The 23646-nt window shown below is 53.9% G+C and carries 18 protein-coding genes; 1 reads left to right on the top strand and 17 read right to left on the bottom strand.

Translation table 11 applies throughout. The features are described 5' to 3' along the window. Positions 1 to 5 precede the first annotated feature (5 nt). From addA to AC0YOA_RS09075, 3 genes are all read right to left on the bottom strand, one after another. A complete protein-coding gene (addA, locus tag AC0YOA_RS09085; RefSeq protein WP_475786331.1) occupies positions 6 to 4151 on the bottom strand; it encodes a helicase-exonuclease AddAB subunit AddA in 4146 nt (1381 codons plus the stop codon). Beyond that, on the bottom strand, positions 4151 to 7723 hold the full coding sequence (gene addB / locus AC0YOA_RS09080) for a helicase-exonuclease AddAB subunit AddB (protein WP_475786330.1): 3573 nt from the start codon (positions 7721 to 7723) through the stop codon (positions 4151 to 4153). The genes addA and addB overlap by 1 nt, the downstream gene beginning before the upstream one ends. 267 nt (positions 7724 to 7990) lie before the next feature. Further along, positions 7991 to 9406, bottom strand: coding sequence for a class I SAM-dependent rRNA methyltransferase (locus AC0YOA_RS09075; protein WP_475786329.1), 1416 nt, complete (start codon positions 9404 to 9406; stop codon positions 7991 to 7993). A gap of 116 nt (positions 9407 to 9522) precedes the next feature. Between AC0YOA_RS09075 and AC0YOA_RS09070 the strand changes: the two genes are divergently transcribed. Next, complete coding sequence (locus AC0YOA_RS09070; protein ID WP_475786328.1) at positions 9523 to 10527, top strand: Na/Pi cotransporter family protein; 1005 nt, start codon at positions 9523 to 9525, stop codon at positions 10525 to 10527. On the opposite strand, the gene deoC is transcribed toward AC0YOA_RS09070, so the two are convergent. The 14 genes from deoC to hemW form a co-directional block, all read right to left on the bottom strand. After that, positions 10454 to 11185, bottom strand: a complete 732-nt coding sequence (gene deoC, locus AC0YOA_RS09065) for a deoxyribose-phosphate aldolase (RefSeq protein WP_475786327.1) — start codon at positions 11183 to 11185, stop codon at positions 10454 to 10456. The genes AC0YOA_RS09070 and deoC overlap by 74 nt on opposite strands. Further along, positions 11178 to 11615, bottom strand: coding sequence for an NUDIX hydrolase (locus tag AC0YOA_RS09060; protein ID WP_210037720.1), 438 nt, complete (start codon positions 11613 to 11615; stop codon positions 11178 to 11180). The genes deoC and AC0YOA_RS09060 overlap by 8 nt, the downstream gene beginning before the upstream one ends. Positions 11616 to 11776: 161 nt before the next feature. Beyond that, positions 11777 to 13168: a tRNA (N(6)-L-threonylcarbamoyladenosine(37)-C(2))-methylthiotransferase MtaB gene (mtaB, locus tag AC0YOA_RS09055; RefSeq protein ID WP_475786326.1), complete on the bottom strand. Its 1392-nt coding sequence runs from the start codon at positions 13166 to 13168 to the stop codon at positions 11777 to 11779. 4 nt (positions 13169 to 13172) lie between these two features. Beyond that, a complete protein-coding gene (locus AC0YOA_RS09050) occupies positions 13173 to 13961 on the bottom strand; it encodes a 16S rRNA (uracil(1498)-N(3))-methyltransferase (RefSeq protein ID WP_475786325.1) in 789 nt (262 codons plus the stop codon). 246 nt (positions 13962 to 14207) lie between these two features. Continuing rightward, positions 14208 to 14927 (bottom strand): site-2 protease family protein, encoded by a 720-nt coding sequence (locus AC0YOA_RS09045; protein WP_379114062.1) that lies wholly within the window; start codon positions 14925 to 14927, stop codon positions 14208 to 14210. A 74-nt stretch (positions 14928 to 15001) separates the two neighbouring features. Next, positions 15002 to 15985 carry a 50S ribosomal protein L11 methyltransferase gene (gene prmA, locus AC0YOA_RS09040; RefSeq protein WP_475786324.1) on the bottom strand — a complete coding sequence of 328 codons (984 nt, stop codon included), beginning with the start codon at positions 15983 to 15985 and terminating at the stop codon, positions 15002 to 15004. Positions 15986 to 16171: 186 nt separating this feature from the next. Beyond that, complete coding sequence (locus AC0YOA_RS09035; protein ID WP_475786323.1) at positions 16172 to 16366, bottom strand: hypothetical protein; 195 nt, start codon at positions 16364 to 16366, stop codon at positions 16172 to 16174. A 10-nt stretch (positions 16367 to 16376) separates the two neighbouring features. Further along, positions 16377 to 16532 (bottom strand): hypothetical protein, encoded by a 156-nt coding sequence (locus AC0YOA_RS09030; protein WP_475786322.1) that lies wholly within the window; start codon positions 16530 to 16532, stop codon positions 16377 to 16379. A 111-nt stretch (positions 16533 to 16643) separates the two neighbouring features. Further along, positions 16644 to 17771, bottom strand: coding sequence for a molecular chaperone DnaJ (gene dnaJ / locus AC0YOA_RS09025; RefSeq protein WP_475786321.1), 1128 nt, complete (start codon positions 17769 to 17771; stop codon positions 16644 to 16646). A 253-nt stretch (positions 17772 to 18024) separates the two neighbouring features. Then, positions 18025 to 19869 carry a molecular chaperone DnaK gene (gene dnaK, locus AC0YOA_RS09020; protein WP_475786320.1) on the bottom strand — a complete coding sequence of 615 codons (1845 nt, stop codon included), beginning with the start codon at positions 19867 to 19869 and terminating at the stop codon, positions 18025 to 18027. A gap of 46 nt (positions 19870 to 19915) precedes the next feature. Continuing rightward, positions 19916 to 20506 carry a nucleotide exchange factor GrpE gene (grpE, locus tag AC0YOA_RS09015; RefSeq protein WP_475786644.1) on the bottom strand — a complete coding sequence of 197 codons (591 nt, stop codon included), beginning with the start codon at positions 20504 to 20506 and terminating at the stop codon, positions 19916 to 19918. A gap of 33 nt (positions 20507 to 20539) precedes the next feature. Next, on the bottom strand, positions 20540 to 21565 hold the full coding sequence (hrcA, locus tag AC0YOA_RS09010; RefSeq protein WP_475768195.1) for a heat-inducible transcriptional repressor HrcA: 1026 nt from the start codon (positions 21563 to 21565) through the stop codon (positions 20540 to 20542). Between the two features lie 141 nt (positions 21566 to 21706). After that, positions 21707 to 22174 (bottom strand): N-acetyltransferase, encoded by a 468-nt coding sequence (locus AC0YOA_RS09005; RefSeq protein ID WP_475768196.1) that lies wholly within the window; start codon positions 22172 to 22174, stop codon positions 21707 to 21709. Positions 22175 to 22401: 227 nt separating this feature from the next. Further along, positions 22402 to 23589, bottom strand: coding sequence for a radical SAM family heme chaperone HemW (gene hemW, locus AC0YOA_RS09000; protein WP_475786319.1), 1188 nt, complete (start codon positions 23587 to 23589; stop codon positions 22402 to 22404). Between the last annotated feature and the right edge of the window lie 57 nt (positions 23590 to 23646).

The following is a 23646-nucleotide window of genomic DNA, read 5'->3' as shown; positions in this document are numbered from 1 at the left end:
CTATGTTAAAACAGCTGGACCGCTTGTCCCCCGTCAAAGAAAAACACATAACAGGCCATGACAGGCCTGTCAAGAATACGGCCGATCGCTTCCGCATAGAGCGACAGCTGGAAACGATGCCTCTCAGCGGCAGCTCCCCACTGCTTCATATAAATTTTGTCAGTTTTGTAATCGAGGAGAACAAGACCATTCCCGTCATCAAACATACAGTCGACGATACCCTGAATCAGAATCGGCTCATCGCCAACAGCTCCCGATTCGCGATGATAGATGCGGGAAGCCGGAAACGTGCAGCTAAAGGGCGTTTCCCGGCGGACCCAGCTTGCCGCAAGCAGCCTTTGACCGATTTCGCTTACGAAGAATGCAGCAATCTGGGCGGTATCAACAGCACTTGCCTGCTCGGCCGAAAGCATGCTTTTTTCCTGCAGAACCGCGACGGTATCCCGGATAACGCCTTCATCCACCGCTGCATCAAGGGGAATATGCTGCATAACCAAATGACTGACCGTCCCGCGCTCCGCTGCGGTCAACGCCTTCTCCTCCATGAATTTGGGCCGGCGCAGCCGGAAGGTATATTCCCCGCCTGAGAAATTTTCTGCCGCCCGGGCCGTAAACTCCCTGTCACGTGAAGCCGCTCGTTCGTGCTCTGCCAAAGGGGCATCCTGCCCGTGATCAACCTTCTCCGCCGGAGCGCCGGACAGTTCCGAATTCCCAACGTTCCACAGAGTGGATGCTTCCGCGTCCGGAGGTAATCCGGCCTGCTCAGGCAGCAGTACGACAGCGGCATTCTCATCTGCCGCCGCTTCGGCATGCATCCTCTTCATCTCGGTAACCGATGTTTTGGCCGCAATCACGGTTGCCGCATAATGCGGGTAGGTCCATGCCAGACGGCGCTCGATTTCGGTCGCTGCCGCAGGCGATTCCGGAATTGGCACAAGCGCCTGGACTGCCTGCATCCGCTCTGCGAATTCCGCTTCTGCCGCTTCATCCGTCTCCACGGCTGCGGCCGCTTCCAGCCTGAACAAAGCCGCAGGGACAATGCCTGTCCTCCAGGCTCTGCCTGTTGCCCGGCTCGTCTGCTGTACCGTATAGCTAGCCGCGGATTCACCGGCGTCCGCTTCAGCATCCAATCCAAAATCCGACCGCTCTTCCACTTCGTTGATTACATCCGTAACGCTGTAAGGTGAAGCTCCACCAGCCACCTCGACCGTAATGGGGACTCCTTCCTGTATGGCCAGCGGTCCAAGCCAATCTATGAATCTTTTGGCCTGCGAAAGGCGGTAATCCGGAATCCGCCCTTCCCCGTCCAGCGAAGACTGCCAGCGCAGCAGCTGCTTCGCAGCATCGGATACCGTACCGATCAGGAACATTTTCTCCTTGGGACGGGTAAGCGCCACGTACAGAATGCGCATTTCCTCGGCCAGCGTCTCCATCCGCATCCGCTCCCGAATCGCCAGATAGGGCAGTGTGGGGTAACTCACCCGCAGCTCTGTATCAATAAAGCGCGGCCCGAAGCCAAGCTGCTTATGCATCAGAAACGCTCCGTTCAGGTCCTGCCGGTTAAACAGCTTGCCAAGTCCTGCGACAAAGACGACGGGGAATTCCAGTCCCTTGCTTTTGTGAATGGACATGATCCGGACAACATCCTCCTGTTCGCCAATGGCCCGGGCCGTACCCAGATCGCCCCCATTCTCCCGCATCCGGTCGATAAAACGCAGGAAACGGAATAAACCCCTTAATGTTGTGGCCTCGTATTGCCGCGTCCTGTCATGCAGAGCCCGCAAATTGGCCTGCCTCTGTACACCTCCGGGCATTCCGCCAACCAGATCGTAATAACCCGTCTCCCGGAAGATATTCCACAGCAGCTCGGCCAGCGCCCCCCGCCTGGACTCTTCCCGCCAGCGCTCCAGACGCGTGAGAAAATCAGCCAGCTTGATGCGGGTCGTTTCCTCGATGAGCGAAGCGCCGGCTGCTTTTTTTACGGCATCATAATAGGAGGCGCGCCCACCGATAATGCGGATTTGCGCCAATTCCTCGGCTGTCAGTCCAAATATGGGAGAGCGAAGCGCGCCGGCAAGCGGTATATCCTGGTACGGGTTATCGATAACGCGCAGCAGCGAGAGCATGGTCTCGACTTCCGTCGCCTCAAAATATCCCGTGCTTAGTTCCGCATATGCAGGTATGCCGCTGGACTGCAGCTCCTCTATAATTACCGGCGCCCACTGCTTGTCCGCGCGCAGCAGAATGACAATATCGCGCCAGGCCAATACACGCTTCCGCCGGCGTTTTCCGTCATAAACTTCAAATGGGGCTCCACCTCCTCCAAGCGCGGAATCAAGTCCCTTGAGCTTGGCGATTTGGGCCGCGATGTAGCGGGCCTCGAGCTGAACGGTTTGCAGATCAAGCGCCTCTTCACCGGATGGCGAAGCGGAGTCTGGCCCGTCTTCGCTCTCGTCACTGGCGTAGGCAGGCTCGCCATCCTTGACGCCGCTGCCTCCCCCCTTGTCGATCAGCGCGAATTCAACATCGTAGCGCTCCGCCGGGCCGCCTTCAGCTGCAGGCGGAAAATCCGCCCCGGAAACAAGCTCAGCCCGCTCGTCATAATCCATTTCCGCGACTTTTTCACGCATGATGGACCGAAAAACACCGTTAACGCCATCCACAACCTCAGACCTGCTGCGGAAATTTCGTGCCAGGTCAATCCGGACACCGGCTGCAGCTTCCGAACCCGTTTCGCCAACAAGCGAGGATGAATAGGATTTATACTTCTGCAGGAAGAGATTCGGCTCCGCCAGACGGAACCGGTAGATGCTCTGCTTCACATCGCCCACCATGAACCGGTTGCCCGCTCCGGGCCGCGCCAGCAGAGAAACGATGGCTTCCTGCACCATATTGGTGTCCTGATATTCATCCAGCAGAATTTCATCGAACTGACGCTGATATTCAAGGGCTGCCGCCGAAGGGACGGACAGCTCGGGCGTAGAGGCGGGATCACGGAGAATACGCAGGCAGTAATGCTCCATATCCCCGAAATCGATCAGCCCCTTCTCGCGCTTCGCTTCCTCAAACCGGCTGCCGAAGTCAATCACAAGCTCGGCCAATGTATGCATAACCGGCGCAAGCTCCCGCAGCTCAGCTGCAAAATCATCCGCGGAGCGCACAAACAGCTGGTCGGTCATGTCCGAAATAATCGATTTGGCCATGTCCCGGATCTCCTTGACCTGTTCCTGAAGACCCTTGTCGAAGTCATCGCCCCGCCGGCTCTTTAATTTGCCGAAACCAACCTCAGCGAATACCTCATACCACCGCTCCCACGGCAGCTCGCGGGTATGCGCGTTCAAATTGCGGACAAGCGCCAGATCATCCTCAAGCGTCGCCGCATAATGATCGGGTCCCATGGGAAGCCGTGTCAGATCCAGCGCTTGCTGAAGCAGGCTCCCGGCTCCCTCCAGCGCCAGGACAACAACACTTGCGATGCTGCTGACCCATTCGCTTCGTCCAAGCTCGGCTGCATCCGCTACCTGGAATGCCGCAGCCGTCTCTCTCAGCCATACATCCGGCCAGGGGTGGCTGTGCCCGAAATTGTACAGCTGGAGTACCAGCGCATAGAGCGGCTCATCGCCGCGCTCGCCCCCAAACCGGTCCACCAGCCGCAGAAAATCGCTCTCGCTTTCCTCGGCCTGCAGATAGTTCTCTTCGAAGATGGAGTCCAATACATCCATCCGCAGCAGCTCGGCCTCGGTTTCATTGGCGATGCGAAATCCGGGGTCAAGACCGATAAGCGGATAATATCGGCGAATCGCATCCAGACAGAAGGAGTGCAGCGTTGTAATCGAAGCCCGGCTCATCAGCGCCAGCTGGCGCTTCAAATGATCGGAGCCCGGCTGCCGCTCCAGCTCCTTCTCGAGCGCCATCCGGATACGCTCCTTCATCTCGGCTGCAGCCGCTTTTGTAAAAGTGGCAACTAACAGCCGGTCGACATCGGTATCATCCGAAATCTTGCGGATAATCCGCTCAACAAGCACTGCCGTTTTACCTGATCCTGCAGCTGCAGCCACAAGGACATTGGAGCCTCCGGTTACAATCGCCTTCCATTGGTCATCTGTCCAGATGCTGCCCTCAGGCTTTTCTGGCACGGTTAATCCAGCCACTACCCTTGTCCCCCTTTCGCATCCATATCAGTGAAGCCGTTCTTATTCAGTACCTGAATCAGATCCAAGCCGTGAGGGCCATCTGCCTCTTCAGCTGCGGCAAGCAGCTGCCAGACCTCGTCCTTTCCCGGTTTGTGCAGCTTGGAAAAGGCATTGCCTTCAATGAGCGGATCAAATTGGCAAACCGGTTTGTAGGCACAAAATTGACAAGGCGTCTTGGCGCCAAGCCGGTAGGGCGCAATTGCCACATCGCCGGCGGAGATCCGGTCTCCGATCCGGCGCAGCGTCCTGCGTACGGAATGCCGCAGCGTATCCCACTGTTCATGCGAAACGACTGAGGAGCTGCTGTAAAAACCGCCGTCCCGCTTGAGCGCCACAGGAAGCAGTTCCGAATAGCCGGATTCCAGCGCGCCGTCCATCATTCTGGCCGTTGTTTCATCAGCCAGCACCAGCCCCTTGAGCTTGAACCGCTTCAGACGTTCTGCACCGGCCTTATTGCTGCTGAGCACATTGGAGGATGATATAAGCGGATTATGCACATGAAAATAAAGCACGCCTGCGGGCTTGGCCGGCTGCCCCAGCCACTCTGGCGCAGCGCTGAGCAGGACATCCAGATAGGTCAGCATTTGCAGCGCCAGCCCATAAGCGACCTCCTCGAGGCGCAGCTGCGTAGAGCCAGACTTGTAATCAATCACACGCAGCAGCAGGCCTTCATCGGTTTGGGCCGCATCAACCCGGTCAATCCGGCCGGACATCTCAAGCATGCGGCCATTGGCCAATGGAATCGTTACCGGAGGCAGTGGACCATCCGGACCAAAGTCAATTTCGAGCCCAACCGGCTGGAACTGCGCGCGCCGCGCATGCTCGCCCAGAATAACAGCGGCTTGGCCGACTATATCTTTTAATTTGCGCGCCACATAACGGTGCCGGCTGCTGCTCAGCAGAATCTGCGATTGAAGACGCATGGCTAATTCTTCAACAACGATGGCGGACTCAGCCCGGATTTGCTCCGCACCGAGCATGCCCCATCTCTCCCCAAGCGACAGGGCAAGCCTGCTGAGGGCAGCGTGGAACAGCTGCCCGATATCCGGCGCTCCAAGCTGGAAGAGCTCCCTCTCGCGCAGCCTTAACCCGTGGATGGCAAAGTGTTGGAACGGACAGGAAACAAACCGTTCCATTCTGGACACGCTGCCCTTAAGCAATGTTCCATAAAGCTGATCGGCGGTGGCCAGCGACAGGGAAGGCACGAAATTCGTATATTCCAGCGAACGCACAAGCCGTCCCAGCTTGTCCTGCCAGCGTGGCCGGACAGCAAACCAGTTGAAGGCTTCCCACCATGCCGGCGCGATGTCCGTACCTTGACGCCATGCGCGCAGCTGATTGATGACGTATGAGAGCGTCCGCTCCGGATGGGAAATGAATGACAGCTGCTCCTCCTCTTCCATCCCGGCAGCAGGCTCGGCGGCTATCCCCTTCTCCTGTATCCCTGGAAAAAGCTGTTTCATATGGCGCATAATTTCGGAGGGATGAAGACTTTTTCCTTCTTCATCCGCTACCGGCCAGCTGATCCACAAATAACGGCTTGCGCTCGTTAATGCGTTGTAAATCAGAAAACGCTCGTCAAGCAGCCTCCTGCGGACTCCCGGCGCCATCTGAAGCCCTCCGTTTCCCAACGTCTCCCGTTCCTGCTCAGTAAGAACGCCATCCTCCTGAATTCTCTGCGGCATTACTCCATCGTTGGCTCCCAGCACATAACAACCGCGAACCCTTCCCGAACGGGTACGGTCTATATTCCCGACCAGCACCTGATCCAGTGCCGGCGGGACTGCAGCAAGCTTGAGACTCTCAAGACCTGTTTCCACCATACCCGCGAACAGGGGGACCTTCATAGACTCGTCCCCTGTCATCTCTGTCAGCTGATCCAGTATATTCATAACCCCGTCCCACAGCTGCCGGTGCTCACGGGCAATTTGGGTTTTCCCTTCAGCCGCAGCCTTGCGGCTCCAGCGCTCCAGCTGGTCGGGAGCATCAATTCCCATAAGAAGCTGATACAAGGCTTCGCACATCTGCCTGACGCTGCCCGCCTTCTTCAGAGACCTTGTAAACTTGTGAAGCGGCGTCACTACGGCTTCCCGCGCGGCAAGAACAGCCTCCAGCAGGCGGATATCCGGTTCACGGGCCTCCGCAGGATCGCCATCAAGCGTATCTCTCATCAAGGGCTTCCACTGGCTGCGGGTCAACCAGCGGTTACCGTCAATGCCGGCAGCCAGAGCGTAGTTCTCCAGAATGTCGAAGGATTCCCGTGTCAGACTACCGTCGTCAGGCATGAGAAGCTCTGTTTTGATGCAGCGGAAAACCGCTTCGTATCTCCAGCCATGAGCGGCAATTTCCAAAGCAGAGCGAATAAATTCCACTAGAGGATGATGCAGTGCGGCATCCTTTTGGTCAAGAAAATAAGGGATTCCGTAATCGGCAAACACGGCCGTTATGTAATCATTATAGTCCGGCGCATTTCGCACCATGACGGCGAGATCCCTGTAGCGGAGTCCTTCATCCTGCGTTTTGCGGACAATATCGCGGGCCACAGCCTCCACCTCGGCGCGCCGGTGAACAGCGCTGTAAAGCGTCACGCCATCCAGCTGCTCCTGCGTGAGCTTCAGCGGAGCGCGGTCATTGTAATGCCCTTCCAGATGCGCCAGCGTCGGACTTCTGCGGTAACGCCAGGGCGTCCCGTCATTCAGAACCACCGGCTCTGCCACCGGAACATTATTGGCAAGCGCCAGCTCACGCAGCTTCAGGAAGGTCTCGGCAGTGGAGCGGAACATATCCAGCTCATGAGGTTGTTCCCCTGCCCCATATACCCGGTCCAGCGTTAGTGTTACTGTGATCTCTTCAGCTTGCCGCATCAGAGCTTCAAGCGCTTCGAATTCCTTGGGGGTAAAGCCGTGAAAGCCATCCACCCATATATGCGTCTGGCGCATCGAAGGCGCTTCGTGGAAGCCTCGAATCAGCCAGGATAAATAATCTTCAGCATCTATGTATAAACCGTTCAGTTCCTTGACCAGCTGCCCGCCAATCAGCTTCAGATCGTGAAGCTTGCGGCTAAGCAGCTGATTACTGCTCCCATAACCGCCCTCCGACAGGAATGCTTCAATATCTTCCGGTTCTATCCCGTACCGCTTCCATTCCGTCATCAGATCGCCAAGCCGTTCGATAAACCCGGGCTGCGACTCACTTCCTTGATATAACTGCAGCTCATCGTGAAGCCGATGCACGATTTTGTACAGCAGCATGTTCTTGCCGTTCTCGCTGATTGGAACAAGGGCCGTTCCGCCCGTTTCCTGCATGACGCGGAAAGCCAGCCTCCTGAAGCTGAGCACCTGGGCCCGTATCGTCCCACTCAGCTGCGATTCTCCCAGCAGGGCATATTCGGTTTGAAAAGTAGCCTGCTCCGGTACGAGCATTACAAGCGGCGGACCGCCCGGCTGCTCCAGCACCTGATTGCGTATCTCATCCAGACAGAACCGGGTCTTGCCGGTTCCCGATCTTCCTATTACCAATCGGAGCGCCATACGCTCACCCCTTCGCCGTTTCGATTCTATTATTCTATCATACCTGTATCTTGTTTTCATCCAAAAAAGCAAACATTTGTTCGCAATTAAATAGGTAAATCGTGCATCTTATGAAAGCATCGGAAATTCAGACAGTTATTCCCTATTGGTAAGACGTATCCACAGCTGCCTGTCTGCCCAGAGGCATCCAAGTCAAAAAGCCGTCCCAGACAGCGTAGACCAACGCTGCAGAAGACGACTTACCTTGGAACTTATTCGACTTACAGTCTAGCGGCTGCGGACTTCAAAAATAGCAAACTTTAAATAGTGGCCTTCGCTAACTCCGAGAATTTGGGGGTGGTCCTTGCCGGCAGCCCGCCATTCGATCAGCCGCAGCTGCTTGCCCGCATCGACGGCAGCCGACTGGACCGTCTCGAGAAATAAATCCGGGCGCATATGGTAGGAACAGCTGGCTGTCACGAGGTAGCCTCCTTCGTTCACCAGCTTCATCCCGTGCAGATTAATATCTTTATAGCCGCGGATCGCTCCCGGAACGGCGCTCTTGGATTTGGCGAACGCGGGTGGATCGAGAATAACGACGTCCCAGGTCCGGCCTGCGTTCCCCATCGGCTTGGAGGTATCCGGCGTTTTACCGCCAGCCGCAAGTCCGGCTCTCCCGCGCTCCGCCCGCTCATCCAGCCCTTTTACCTGCGACCGCAAATATTCGAAGGCATCGGCGACCACAAATTCCACCCGGTCCTCGAAGCCATTGCGGGCCGTATTGCGGCGGGCAGTCTCGATAGCATGGGAGGATACATCGAGGCATGTCACTTTCTTGGCTCCGTATTGACAGGCATGCAGCGTGAAGCTGCCCGTATGGGCGAAGCATTCCAGAACGGTAGCCCCGTCCCAATAAGGGAAAGTAACAGCTTTACCGTTCGCATTGACGGGAACCAGTGCGCTCTCCTGCAGATCTGCCAATGCTCCCGTGTCATCGGAGGCTTCATCGGGTGATCGCTCTTCAAGCTTGATGCCGCTGCGCCATCCCCAGCCCTTCATGAGGGGAGCGATGGATGCGCGGTTCTCACGCTGGTCGAAGAAATAGCCGGTTTTCTGCCCCTCGACGATGTCCACCTCAAGCAGCAGTCCATTCTCATGGATATCCACGATGCGCGGGCATTCCCCGTAGATGACTCCTGTCCTCTCTTCCAGACCCTCAAGCGCGCGAACCGATACATCGCTGCGCTCATATATGCCCTTCGGCGTGAAAACGGCAGCCAAGGCGGCCGTAATGGCTTCCCGCCGGGCATCCATGCCAAGCGTCAGCAGCTGCACCACCAGCACATCGCCAAAACGGTCGACAATCAGCCCTGGCAGCCTGTCCGCTTCGCCATATACAAGCCGGCAATCATGATCCTGTACGAACCGGCTCCGGTGCAGCGCGCACTGCTCGAAGCGTTCACGGAAAAAATCTTCATCCATGGCTTCAATCGGTTGATAGGAAACAATTCTTACTGTAATTTGCGACTGGGGATTCCAATAACCCGTGGCCAGATACCGTCCCTGGTAGCTGTGCAGATCGACCAAATCCCCGGGAGCAGTCTCGCCTTCCATGCGGTCAATTTCACTGGCATAAACCCAGGGATGTCCCTGCTCTACTCTTTTTTTGCGATCACGCAGCAGTATTGCTTTGGGGTGTTTCATATCCTGCTTCCGCCCTTCAAATGGTCATTGCTTGTCATGGTTGTCCGTTTTTACGCATATGTATCGATACAACAGCCGGTCTTTAATTATATGAACGTAAAAGGAGTTCTGCCTTCATGATTCACTCCATTATTGCGCCTATGCTGCTTGGTTTTGCCTTGTTCATGCTGGGTATGAAAGCGATGGAGCTCGCTCTCCAGCGCTCGGTCGGCAAGCATCTGCACCTCGTGCTGCAGCGATCAACAGCGACGCCGCTGCATGGTCTTGCCGTCGGAACAGCAGCAACGGCCGTTCTGCAAAGCAGCACGGCCGTCACAGTCATGTCGATGGGACTTGTCAATGCCGGTCTGCTCACTTTCCCGCGCACGCTCGGCATTATTCTTGGCACCAATATCGGAACCTGCCTGACAACAGAGCTGATCGGACTGAACATTAACCGCCTGGCTTGGCCCCTGCTTGCTGCGGCATGCGGACTTTGGCTGGTGACGGCGCTGATCGGAGAAATGAAGCTCATGCCGTTTCGATCGGCCAACTACTCCACCAACACAGGAGGGGCAGCCGGACATCGCTGGTTTCAACCTGTCCGTAGCGCCGCCGTGATTATAGCCGGTTTTGCTCTCCTGCTGATCGGGATCAGCGTGATGCAGTCCATTGCCCCGGCCGTTCAAACAAGCGGCTTGTTCAGCACTTTTCTGAACCGCGCGGAGGACAGTGTACTCTGGGGGCTGGCAGCCGGGTTCGTATTAACAGCGGCAGTGCACAGCAGCGCCGCCGTCATCGGTATTATTATGGGTCTTACATCCGTTGGCGCGATGCCCGTTGAAATCGGGATTGCCGTTGTAATTGGCGCGAATGTGGGCACCTGTGTAACAGCCCTTCTTGCGTCGCTTGGCGGCACCAAATCCGGACGTTTTGTCGCATGGTCCCATACCGCCCTGAATGTTGGCGGCGCTGCGCTATTCGCCCCGTTTGTCACGGAGCTGCAGGCAGTATCCGCCTGGATGAGCGCGTCTCCGGCGTCACAAATCGCCCATGCTCAAACGATTTTTAATATAATGAGCTCCCTGATTGCCCTTCCGCTCTGCTATCACCCGGCGCTGAAGCGGTTGACTCCGGACTGACAATCGCGATTCCCGCACTCGTTCCGAGCCTGTTCGCCCCGCTGCGCAGCATCAGGATCGCCGTGTCCCTGTCACGGATACCGCCGGAGGCCTTGACTCCGGTACCGGCTGTAACGGATGCCCGCATCAGCTTGATATCCGCTTCCGTTGCTCCACCCGGACCGAACCCGGTCGAGGTTTTCACATAATGGGCGCCGGCAGCTTCGGCTGCAAGTGAAGCCTCGACTTTTTGCCGGTCATCCAGAAATCCCGTTTCCAGAATAACTTTGACGATCGCCCGGTTTTCCACCGCTTTCACCACAGCAGCTATATCTCTGGATACACTATTCAAGCGACCCTCCAGGACTGATCCGATTGACAGCACCATATCGATCTCCCTGGCCCCATCCTCAACCGCATTGACGGCTTCGAACACTTTCACCTTCGTCGCCATCGCTCCCAGAGGAAAACCGCAAACGGCGCTGATCGCGACATCGCTTCCGACAAGCTGCTTCCGGCAAAATGCAACCCATGATCCATGCACGCAAACGCTGTAAAACTTGTAGGCGATGGCTTCCTTGCACAGCTGCATAATATCCTGTTCCGAAGCGGACGGCTTCAGCAGGGTGTGATCAATGAAACGGGCCAGCGATGAATCCGGCGTCCAAACTTCAACCATTTCCGCGCACCTCCAGGCCGAGCAGCTTAAGCGCTCCCGACAATATACGATCATTGTTGTTATAGCCAGATTGACGCTGACGGCGCCAGGCCTCGGAAGGCTCAAACCATTCAACCCCGCGGATTTCCTCCACCTGGGCCTGCAGCTTGCCTCCAACCGCTTCAACGAGGTAATAATGCACCTCTTTATCCACAGAGCCTTTGGTCTCGTGATTGTACTTATACTTAATTTGGTCGATGGGAGCGATTATAACGCCTTCCATTCCCGTTTCCTCTACGATTTCACGCAGAGCCGTTTGTTCGACTGTCTCACCAGGCTCCATTTTTCCCTTGGGAAGCGAGATTTTGCCGTAACGGTCCTGAATTAATTGGATTTGCAGCCCGCCGTCAATACGGCGAAATACAACGCCTCCTGCCGAAATTTCTTTCATATACGCTTCCCCTCCGCTATTCAGGTGGCCTCACCTTAAGGCGCATGAATGCCTTCGGCCTGGTGCTGTGACCTATGTAGAGCAAGGATTCTCTTCGCAGCCCCATACTTCAGGGCGGATAAGAATCCTCGCAATTTTAAAATATGAATGAAACGCTTCGCCTAAGCTCTTAAGGCTTCAGGCAGGGCGGCAATTTCGGAATCCAGCTGTTTCGATACCGGAGCTTCATTGGTTTCCAGAACACGGACAAGCTGACCAAAGCATTCGTTAACACCAGCCTCAGTGATTTTTACCCGGCACAGCTGGCCGATAAGCAGCTCCGAACCTTCGAATACAACCTGCAGGTAGTTGTCCGTGTAGCCCATAACGCGTCCCGTTCCAGGTGCACCCTTGTAATCGCGCTCGGGAATGACATCCAGTACCTCGCCGACATATTTCCTGGCGTATTCAAGCTGCATTTGCTCCGAAAGATCAATCAGCTTGTGGACACGCTCATTCTTAATCTCTTCATCCACCTGTTCCTCCATCCGTGCCGCAGGCGTACCCGTTCTTCTGGAATAAGGGAACACATGCATTTCCGAGAACTTCAGCTCTTCCATCAGGCGGTAGCCATTCTCGAACATTTCCTCGGTTTCCCCCGGGAAGCCGACAATCACATCTGTCGTAATCGCCACCCCGGGCATAGCCTGATGAAGAAGACGGATTTTCTCGGCAAATTCTTCAACCGTATATTTGCGGCGCATGCGCTTGAGCACGGTATCATCGCCTGCCTGGAGAGGAACATGAAGATGGCGGCACATTTTGGATGAACGGTTAAGCACGTCGATCACGGCATCATCGATTTGGCTTGCTTCAATGGAGCTGATGCGGATGCGCTCAAGTCCTTCGATCTTGTCCAAATCCCAAAGCAGATCGGATAAACGGTAATTTTCCATATCATCGCCGTACCCGCCGGTATGAATGCCGGTCAGAACGATCTCCTTGTATCCGGCAGCCACCAGCTGACGTGCCTGATTAAGCACGCTCTCGGGGTCGCGGCTGCGGGAGAGCCCGCGGGACCAGGGAATAATACAGAAGGTGCAGAAGTTATTGCAGCCCTCCTGGATTTTCAGAAAGGCCCGTGTACGGTCGGCAAAGTCAGGAACATCCAGCTCTTCGAACTCGCGTGTTTTCATAATATTGCGGACGGCGTTGACCGGTCTGCGGTCGGCCTGGATCTCGCGGACATGGTCCAGTAATTTGTCCCTGCCCTGCGTGCCGATTACCAGATCGACGCCTTCAATAGCCAGAATCTCAGCCGGGGATGTCTGAGCGTAACAGCCCGTCACGGCAATTACAGCATCCGGATTACGCCGGATTGCACGCCGGATAATCTGGCGGCTCTTCTTGTCGCCCGTATTGGTTACCGTGCATGTGTTGATCAAATAGACATCAGCGGTCGTCGTCTCAAAATCAACCTGCTCATAGCCTTCATTCTTGAACAGCTGCCAGATCGCTTCCGTATCATAGAAGTTTACTTTACAGCCCAATGTATAAAATGCAACCGACGGCATGTCGTTATTCGCCTCCCATTTCTCCGGATTCGTACATCAGGCAGGCCAGGCCTACCATCGCCGCTGTCTCGGTACGCAGAATGCGTTTCCCGAGCCCTACGATAACGGCGCCAGTCGCTTCCGCCTCCTCGGCTTCCCGCTGTGTAAATCCGCCCTCAGGGCCGACAATCAGCAGTACGCTAATCCGGGATGATTTCCTGTCCACCATCCTGCCGCTTTCTTCAAAAGAACGAATCGCATCGCGCAGTCCTGCGCCTGCCGATCCGCTCTCCTTCTCATAGCAAAACAGCACCAAATCATAATGGCTGAACTCATGCATCAGCTGGCGCCAGGATAATACCGCCTTCACTTCCGGGATGCGGCTGCGGTGTGCCTGCTCTGCCGCTTCCTTGGCTATTTTGCTCCAGCGCTCCAGACGCTTCGTTTCTTTCTTCTCATCATATTGGACGATGATCCGCTGCGATTGGAACGGTATAAAGGCAGCTGCGCCGATTTCCGTTCCTTTCTGAATGACCAGCTCCATCTTATCGCCCTTCGGCAAGCTTTGCGCTATCGTAACGGACCATGCCGGCTCACCGTTCATCGGAAGCCATTCCGCAACAGCCGCTTCCACCCGTCCTGCCCCCGCCGTGCGGATAACCGCTCTTGCCGTACGCTCGGCGCCATCGCTGACGATAAACTCATCGCCCGGCTCCATTCGCATGACACGCAGGGCATGATGAGCATCCTCGCCGGTCAGATATACCAATTCGTCGCCGGCAAGCTGCTCCGGCGCTACAAAATATCGCTGCATGCTATTCAGAAACCCTTCGTTATCGATTGTTGAAACAACAAAGACGGAGCATAAAAAGAGAGGAGCTGCACCGGCTTGCGGCGAGCACTATTCTTCCCTCAGAAAAACCAGCAAAGTAGAGAACATAACCAACCCTGCTGATAATTCGAAAAAACTCCAACCTTTATCATACACGTTTTGGATCAGCCGCGCCAGAGCCTCCCTGTTTTTGGTCATTGCACGGGAAGAGTGCGGCAAAGTCTGGAATTACGTTCTCGTGTAACCAAGGAAATCCAGAATAAAGCTTTGCCAGCTGACCGGCCTGAAGAACAGCTCATAGAAATTCTGCAGGCCTTCAATGATACTGCTTGACTGGGAAAACAACGGATCCAGCGTAACTGCCCGGAGCTGCGGAATAAAGATGATCAGCAAAAAAACAAACATGCCCCAATGGACGTTCTGGTCCATTTTGAATCTGACCTTCAAAGGAACGAGGTCTTGAATGATCCGATAGCCGTCAAGCGGAGGAATCGGAATCAGGTTGAAGATGAACAGCATAAGGTTTATCGTGATCAGATAGTACAAAAAGTGAATGATCGCCCTGTGCACGCCGATAGAGCCTACGTCCATCAGGCCCGTCTGATTCAATACATACAGCAGTAAAATGCCAAGCGCCGCGGTAACCAGATTGCTCAGCGGCCCCACTGCAGAGACCACAATCCCCATCAGTCTCGGATTCTTGAACTTACTGCGATTGACCGGTACAGGCCTCGCCCAGCCGAATCCGGCGATCAGCAATAGAATCATCCCGAAAATATCGATGTGGACACGCGGATTAAGCGTCACTCTTCCCGCATCGTAAGCCGTGCGGTCGCCAAATTTATAAGCGCTGTAAGCATGGGCAAACTCATGTACGGTAAAAGCAATCATGATCACAATAAAAATAAAGGGTAAATCCTCAATGGGATACCAAAGAAAATTGGACACAATGGACCTCCTAAGAATTTTCCGAAGGAAAACTCACTTCGTAAGCATAAGCTTTGTTTTTCAAACGCTACTTGCTATTGCGGCTTTCGTGCAACGAAAGCGATCCAGTCCTGGTCCCGCTGACGATCGGTAATGATGAATCCGGACTTCTGCAGTCCCTCTTCCACGACATCTTCCTTATTTTTGAAAATACCTGAGGCTATGTAGATTCCACCCGGCTTTAAAGCAGCATAAACATCGTCGACGAACAGCAAAATAATTTCTGCCAGAATGTTGGCAACCACCAGATCAACAGGCAGCGTTACATTAACGATAGACTCGGCAGAAGCGGAAGCGGCACTGGTCTGAACCACGCCCAGCAGATCGCTTAGCTGTACCTGTATAGTTGATTCCAGTTTGTTCAGCTTGACATTCTCCGTTGCGGAGGAGACCGCAACCGGATCCAGATCGAGCGCAAGCACCCGTTTGGCTCCCAGCCGCACTGCGCCGATTGCGAGAATGCCGGAGCCGGTTCCCACATCAATGATTTCTTCGCCACCGCGGATCACGGATTCAAGCGTTCTCAGACACAGCGCGGTTGTGGGATGTGTTCCGGTACCAAAGGCCATGCCGGGATCAAGCTCAATAATTTCCTCGCCCGGCGCAGGGTGGTACTCTTCCCAGGTCGGTTTAATCGTCAGACGCGGCGATACCTGAATCGGCTTAAAATACTGCTTCCAGGCTGTGGCCCAATCTTCCTCATCCACGATGACCGTGGATATTAGGTAGTCGCCGGCATCTATGCCAAACTCGCGCAGCTGATCAATCCGCGGCCTTACATTCGACTCCAGCGCAGCCATGTCCGTCGCTTCGGGGAAATATCCTTTTATGATGGCCTGGCCCTCGGGAATATCGTTCAGCGGGGTCTCATACCATTGTCCCAATGAGGTGTCCCGCTGCTTGTTAAGCGTACCCGATTCTTCAATCGATACGCCGTCTGCATCCATCTCATGCAAAAAATTAGTGATCATCTCAATCGCTTGCTCGGTTGTTGAGATCGTCAATTCATACCATTTCACGGCCGTACGCCCTCCTATGTATAAAACCTTTGCCCGTCTATTTTACACCAGAAACCCCGGTTGCACAAAAAAGCTTCCACTGACGTTAAATTTTTCCTGCTATCGGCACCAGATGGCATCAAAAAAAGGACTGCGAGCCCGAATCGGTAATACCGATCCAGAAGCACACAGCCCTCTTCAGTTCCTTCAAAGCTCTGTCGTTCCACCCGTTTGACGAATAAGATACAGCGCACGGTCCACCAAATCATCCTCAACCATTGCAGTAAGCATGGATCCGTCCGCTTCGCCTTCAACCTCAGTCACTCTGAGCGCCTGCAGCTTCAGCTGAGCCTCGCGGGTTCTGCTTCCATCCTGAAACACAGCGACTATTCTGGAGGTCATATCGTAACCTTCATTCGTGCACGGACTGCGCGTATTGATCTGCTGCGCGCTTCCGGACTTCATGATTATGATTGTCATCCACAGTCTCGGCAAATTCAGTATCCTCTTCACTGCCGACAGGCAAAATAACGACGCAATCATCAGTCTTGTTTGTTTCATTCGCCATTGCTGCATGCCTCCTCAAATGCTTAGGATATTCTCCCGTCAATTGAGTAGCATAACCGATCGCAGGACCATCTATTCCTGACAGGTTCCAGGGCTCTTCAGAGAACGAATGCTATTCCCCCCGAAACGCCTTCTTCATCCGCTCAAAAATCGTTTCATGGTGATCCTCTTGGCTTGTTCCTTCGCTGCCTCCACCGAACTGGCGGAGCAGTTCCTTTTGCTCGTCACTGAGGTTGGTCGGAGTCACGATCGTCACTTTTACATGCTGATCGCCCTGGCCATACCCGCGCAAGCGTGGAACCCCTTTGCCTTTCAGACGGAAGTAGGTGCCTGTTTGCGTACCCGAAGGCACCTTGAGCTTCACCTTCTCGGTAAGAGTCGGAATTTCGATCTCGTCACCCAGTGCCGCCTGGACAAAAGTGAGCGGTACCTCGCAATAAATATCGTCGTTCTCGCGTTCGAAGAAATCATGGGCTTTCACCCGGATTACGATATATAAATCCCCGGACGGGCCTCCGCGTGTTCCGCCTTCGCCTTCCCCGGTCATGCGGATTTGCGCGCCGTCATCCACGCCTGCGGGAATCTTGATATTAATTTTGCGCTGGCGCTTAACTTTGCCTGCTCCGTGACATGTGGTGCATTTCTCCTTGATGATACGTCCCGTGCCACTGCAGTTCGTACATGCGCGACGGTTCACCATACGGCCGAAAGGCGTATTTTGAACCACTTCCTGCTGCCCCGAACCTTTACAAACCGAACAGGTTTCCGGCTTGGTTCCCGGCTTGGCTCCGCTGCCGGTACATGTATCGCAGGTTTCTGTGCGCGGAATCGTAATTTCCGTTTCTTTGCCGAATACCGCTTCTTTAAATTCGATGGTCATCGTATACTGCAGGTCATTGCCGCGCTGCGGAGCGTTAGGATCGCGGCGGCCGCCGCCTCCGCCAAAGAACATATCAAAGATATCGCCAAAGCCGCCAGCATCGCCGCCGAAGCCGCCGCCTCCGCCAAAGCCCTGGTTGGGATCGACATGACCGTATTGGTCATAAGCGGCCTTTTTGTTGCCGTCGCTCAGAACGTCATAAGCTTCTTTCATTTCCTTGAACTTGCTTTCCGCATCCGGCTCCTTGTTCACGTCAGGATGATATTGACGCGCAAGCTTCCGGTACGCTTTCTTGATTTCATCCTCCCCGGCATTCTTCCCGACGCCGAGTACTTCATAATAATCACGCTTGCTTGCCAAACTCGTCACCTCGTCTTTCATATTCCCTATGGCGCTAGCCGTTCCCGTCCGTTAACAGATGGACAAGAAGAAACGCTGCGCCGCGTTTTGCGGCGCAGCATCCCACACAAAAATATCAGAAAAGTATACTCATGAAGATTATACTTTTTCTGATACAAGAAAGAAACGGCTGTCGCCGCCAATTGGCGGGAAAGTTCGTTTCCGGAAGAAAAGGCTGCGCCGTCCGGGCTCGGACGGCGCTCCGCTTAACGTCTTAAGATTTTTTGTCGTCGACGACTTCATAGTCGGCATCCACGACATTGTCTTTGCCTCTGTCTCCGCCGGCAGCATCGGCTTGAGGGCCTTCAGCGCCCTGCTCGGCCTGAGCAGCCTGCTCATACAGCTTCACGGACAGCTGCTGAACAATTTCCGTCAAGGCTTCGGCAGCTGCGGTAATTTCTTCAAGATTGTCGCCTGCGATCGCCGTTTTCACTTTCTCTTTGGCTTCGTTTGCTTTCTCAATCTCGCCGGCATCTACTTTATCGCCCAGATCCTTGATCGTTTTGTCAACGGAATAAACAAGCTGGTCCGCATTGTTTTTCGCTTCGACAAGCTCGCGGCGTTTGCGGTCTTCATCCGCGTTCAGCTCGGCATCCTTCATCATGCGCTCAATTTCCTCGTCGGACAAACCGCTTGAAGAAGTGATCGTGATTTTTTGGCTTTTGCCTGTGCCTTTATCCAAAGCGGATACGTTAACGATACCGTTGGCGTCAATGTCAAAAGTAACCTCGATTTGCGGTACGCCGCGCGGCGCAAGAGGAATATCGCCAAGTGTGAAGCGTCCCAGCGTTTTATTGCCTGCCGCCATTTCCCGTTCGCCCTGCAGAACATGGATCTCAACGCTAGGCTGGTTGTCCGCGTAAGTCGAGTAAACTTGTGATTTGCTGGTTGGAATGGTCGTGTTGCGGTCGATCATTTTGGTAAACACGCCGCCTGCCGTTTCGATACCCAATGACAATGGGGTAACGTCGAGGAGGACAACGTCTTTCACATCGCCTGTCAGTACGCCGGCTTGAACGGCAGCGCCGAGGGCAACAACCTCATCCGGGTTAACGCCTTTATGCGGCTCTTTGCCGATCAGTTTTTTGATTGCATCCTGTACCGCAGGAATACGTGTCGAACCGCCGACAAGCACGACTTTATCGATGTCGCTTGCGCTCATTCCGGCATCCTTCAGGGCTTGACGGGTAGGGCCGAGCGTGCGCTCAACAAGAGCGGAAGAAAGCTCATCGAATTTGGCGCGGGTCAGGTTCATCTCCAAATGCTGGGGAACGCCGTCCGCCATCGTAATAAACGGGAGTGAAATGGAAGAAGCTACTGTACCGGAAAGCTCTTTTTTCGCTTTTTCCGCCGCATCTTTCAGACGCTGCACAGCTGCTTTATCTTTGGAAAGATCCACGCCCTGCTCTTTTTTGAATTCCGATACCAGATAGTCGATGATGACTTGGTCGAAGTCGTCTCCGCCCAAATGGTTGTCTCCGCTTGTCGCTTTAACCTCGAAGAAGCCATCGCCCAATTCAAGGATGGATACATCGAACGTACCGCCGCCAAGGTCATAAACGAGAATGGTGTGATCTTCAGTCTTCTCAAGACCGTAGGCAAGAGCGGCTGCGGTTGGCTCATTGATGATACGGAGCACTTCAAGACCGGCGATTTTACCTGCATCCTTCGTAGCTTGACGCTGGCTGTCATTGAAATAGGCAGGCACCGTGATAACGGCTTGGCTGACAGATTGACCGAGGTAAGCTTCGGCATCGGATTTCAGCTTCTGCAGGATGATAGCGGATATCTCTTGGGGCGAGTAATCTTTGCTATCAACCGTTTCTTTGTGATTTGTGCCAATATGGCGTTTGATGGAGCTGATTGTACGGTCAGGGTTGGTGATGGATTGACGCTTTGCAGCCTCGCCCACAACACGTTCTCCGTCTTTCTTGAAGCCGACAACCGAAGGGGTTGTACGGTTGCCTTCCGGATTTGGAATAACGACAGCCTCGCCGCCTTCCATAACGGCTACGCAGGAATTTGTGGTTCCAAGGTCGATACCAATGACTTTGCTCATAATAGAAATCCTCCTAAATTGTTATGTTTTATAGTCAGCTGTTGTCCTAACTGCTTACTTTAACCATAGCGGGACGCAGCACTTTATCCTTCAGTATATAGCCTTTTTGGACTTCTTCGACAATAATGCCTTCTTCATGCTCTTCCGATTCCACCTGCATAATCGCCTGATGGAATTCCGGATTGAAGGGTTCGCCGACGACTTCCATTGGTTTCAGGCCTTCCTGCTCCAGAATCTGCTGGAATTGACGGAAGATCATGTCTACGCCTTTAGCGAACGACTCCACGTCACCGCCGCCTTGTCCGGCTTCAATGGCACGGCCGAAGTTATCGACAACGGGCAGCAGCTGCCCGATCAGCTTCATGGAAGCATACGCGCCAAGCTCTTCCTTCTCCTTGATCGTACGGCGGCGGAAATTGTCAAAATCCGCTTGAGCCCGCAGATAACGCTGCTGATGCTCTTCCACCTGCTTCTGAAGCTCCTCATATCGCGTATCTGCCTGCGTTTCTTCAACAGAATCGACTGTTTCGGCTTCTGCAGTCTCTACAGCCTCTGCCTGCTCCTGCGTATCCAATTTCTCTTCCGAAGCGCCAGTCACTTCATGTTTATGATCTTCATCAGTATGTTGTTCATTCACACTCACGGGCCGCTTCACCTCCTTAAATATGCTTTACTTATACCAGCGACCGAGAAGCACGGCCATGTCCTTGGACAAAATATCGATCAGGCTGATCACTTTCCCGTAATCCATCCGGGTAGGACCAAGGATGCCGATCGTTCCAAGCGACTGGCCGTCAACGGAATAGTTCGCCGTGATCAAACTGCAGTTGTTAATCGCTTCATGTGCGTTTTCAGTACCGATCCTGACTTGAATGCCGCTTGGCAAAGCCGTGAACATGCGCATCAGGGTGGGAGTCTGCTCGAACAGATCAAGCAGCGTCTTTACTTTGTCAACATCCTTGAACTCCGGCTGCGTCAGCATGTTGGTCGTCCCGCTAAGAAAAACGCGATTGTCTTCATCGTTCATCAGCGCTTCGTCTAGAATGCCCAGCAGCCGCTCACATCCATCCACATAACGGCCGAGCTCCTGCCCGACCTCAGAGTAAATCCTGGATTTCAGCCGCGAAATCGGCACACCGATAAGCTTATGGTTCAAAACATTAACCGCATGCTCCATCTCTTCCATACTCATATCAGCAGGAAGCGAAACCGTCCGGTTCTCGACATGTCCGGTATTCGTCACAACAATTGCAACTGCCGTATCCGAGCTGAGCGGAACGAGCTGAAAATGTTTGAGCGAATTCGTAAACGTCTCCGGTCCCAAAACAATAGACGTATAATTCGTCAGATTGGAAAGGATCATCGCAGCATGCTGGATGATTTCTTCCATTTGGTTCATTTTTTCTGCAAAAAACGAGCGCACTGTGCTTAAATCCTGTTCATTGACCTCGCCCAGCCTGACAAGATGGTCAACGTAATAACGATAGCCCTTGGTAGAAGGGATACGGCCAGCCGACGTATGGGGCTGCTCCAAAAATCCGAGCTCTTCCAGATCGGCCATCTCGTTGCGAATCGTAGCAGGACTGTAGCCGACATCGCCGCGTTTGGAAATACTGCGGGAGCCTACAGGTTCTGCAGAACGAATGTAATCATCAATTATTGCGCTAAGTATCATTCTTTGCCGCTCTGTAAGCATCGCAGCACCTCCTGTGGTTTTGCAGAGCAAAACGATGTTATTGCCATTGTTGAATGCAATTTCTCAACCTCGTTAGCACTCGTTATCGTTGAGTGCTAATCATTAATACAAAAATACCAAACCAACTTGCCTATTGTCAAGTCAGTTCAGCATTTTCAGGACTGCTATTTCATCGCAAGCATGCTGCTTGGCGCAATGTACACAGTCTTTCCATACTTTTTCGGGAAAAATTTCTTTATCCACGATTTTGAAGCCGTTTTTCTGGAAGAAGGTGACTTCATACGTCAGCGCCATGACTTTGGTGATGTGCTGATTTCTGGCTTCTTCAATAAGGAAGTCTACAAGCTTGCTTCCAATACCGAGCCCCTTATAGCCTTCGGAGATTCCGAGTGAACGTATCTCCACGAGATCCGTTCCGAGCTTGCAGAGCGATCCGCAGCCCACCACTTCCCCGTCCACCTCTGCGACTATAAAAGTATCAATCTGACGCTGCAGCACCTCTTTCGAGCGCGGCAGCATGATCCCCTTCTGGGCATAACCCGCAATCAGATCAGCCAATGTGCCTGCGTCTTCCATAGTTGCCTTTCTGCATACCGCTTGTGCTTGCATCGCTTTTCGCCTCCACCCGGGTGTTCCATTAAATCGGATAATACGAATAAATATACACTACTACGCATAACTGTACAAGAAAAATTTATGGACATCTTCCCGCGGGGAAATTTCTATACAGAGTCTATGATAAAAGTATCGTTAAATAGCAAAAAGACACCAGTGACGGTGCCTTCCTGCCGGCTTTCAAAAAATCAATGATCACCTACCCTGAGCAAATTGCAGGGTCAATCGACCACAGCCTCATCCTTTGTTCCTATAAATGCGGCAAAAACTTCATTGCCCAGCGGCAATCCTTTGCCGGAAAGCTTGTATCCCTGAGGGCTGCCGGCTGCTGCTCCGGTTATCTCCAGCAATCCGTTCTCAAGCAGCGGCGCAAGCTCCGGTCTGAATTCTGCTGCAATGGTACGGCCGGGGAATTGAGCCGCAAAATCAGATTCGCTCACACCCTCCAGCAAACGAAGCCCAACCATCATAAAGTCTTCCATCGCCTCATAATCGCTGACTCTGTTCGTTTCGAGACGCGGCAATCTGACGCCCGCAGCATCGATATATGGCTGTACCCCTTTGATATTCATATGCCGCTCGCCGCGGGCATAACCATGGGCGCCGGCACCCAGCCCGTAATAGGGCTCGTTGCGCCAGTAGGTTGTATTATGCCTGCTCTCGAAGCCCGGCTTGGCAAAATTGCTGATCTCATAATGATGAAAGCCCGCACCCTTAAGCTTCTCGATAAGCAGCATATACATCGCCAGCTCATCATCCTCCGGAGGAAGCGGCAGCTCATTGCGCTCGTACATGGCATGAAACAGCGTATTTTCCTCCACCTTCAGGCCATACAGCGAATAATGCGGCAGCTCAAGCGCCAGCGCACGGTCCACGCTCTCGGAGAGCAGCTGCACCGTCTGCCCAGGCAGACCGAACATCAGATCGATGGAGAGGTTGTCAAAGCCGGCAGCGCGCGCATTCTCTATGCTGCGGTATACATCGTCCACATTATGAATGCGTCCGATCCGCTCCAGCAAGCCATTGTTGAAGGATTGCACGCCGAAGCTGATGCGGTTGACGCCGCCCGCCCGCATAGCAGCCAGCTTGTCGGGATCGGTTGTCCCAGGATTGGCTTCCATGGTGAACTCAAGATCGCTATGCAGCGGAAAATGCCGTTTCACAGAAGACAGAAAACGTTCCATCTGGACCGGATTCAGCACGGTTGGCGTTCCGCCGCCGACAAAAACCGTGCGGATTTCCTGCGGCGGCAGCGCCGCTGCAGTCAGCTCCATCTCGTGTTCGAGCGCAGTCAGATAATCATCGACGGGCTGTCCTTTAAGCACGTAGGAGTTGAAATCGCAGTAAAAGCATTTGTTTGTGCAGAAAGGGATATGAATATAAAGCGCGTTCGGCGCTACGTTCAACATTTAGATTACCTCCATTTAAAACCCGGCCTTGCATAAGCAGCCTTGTACCTTAATCAC

The organism is Paenibacillus sp. JT22N12, assembly GCF_056269365.1.
Note: the sequence above shows the minus strand (reverse complement) of the source record. Positions and strands in the feature narration are given on the sequence as shown.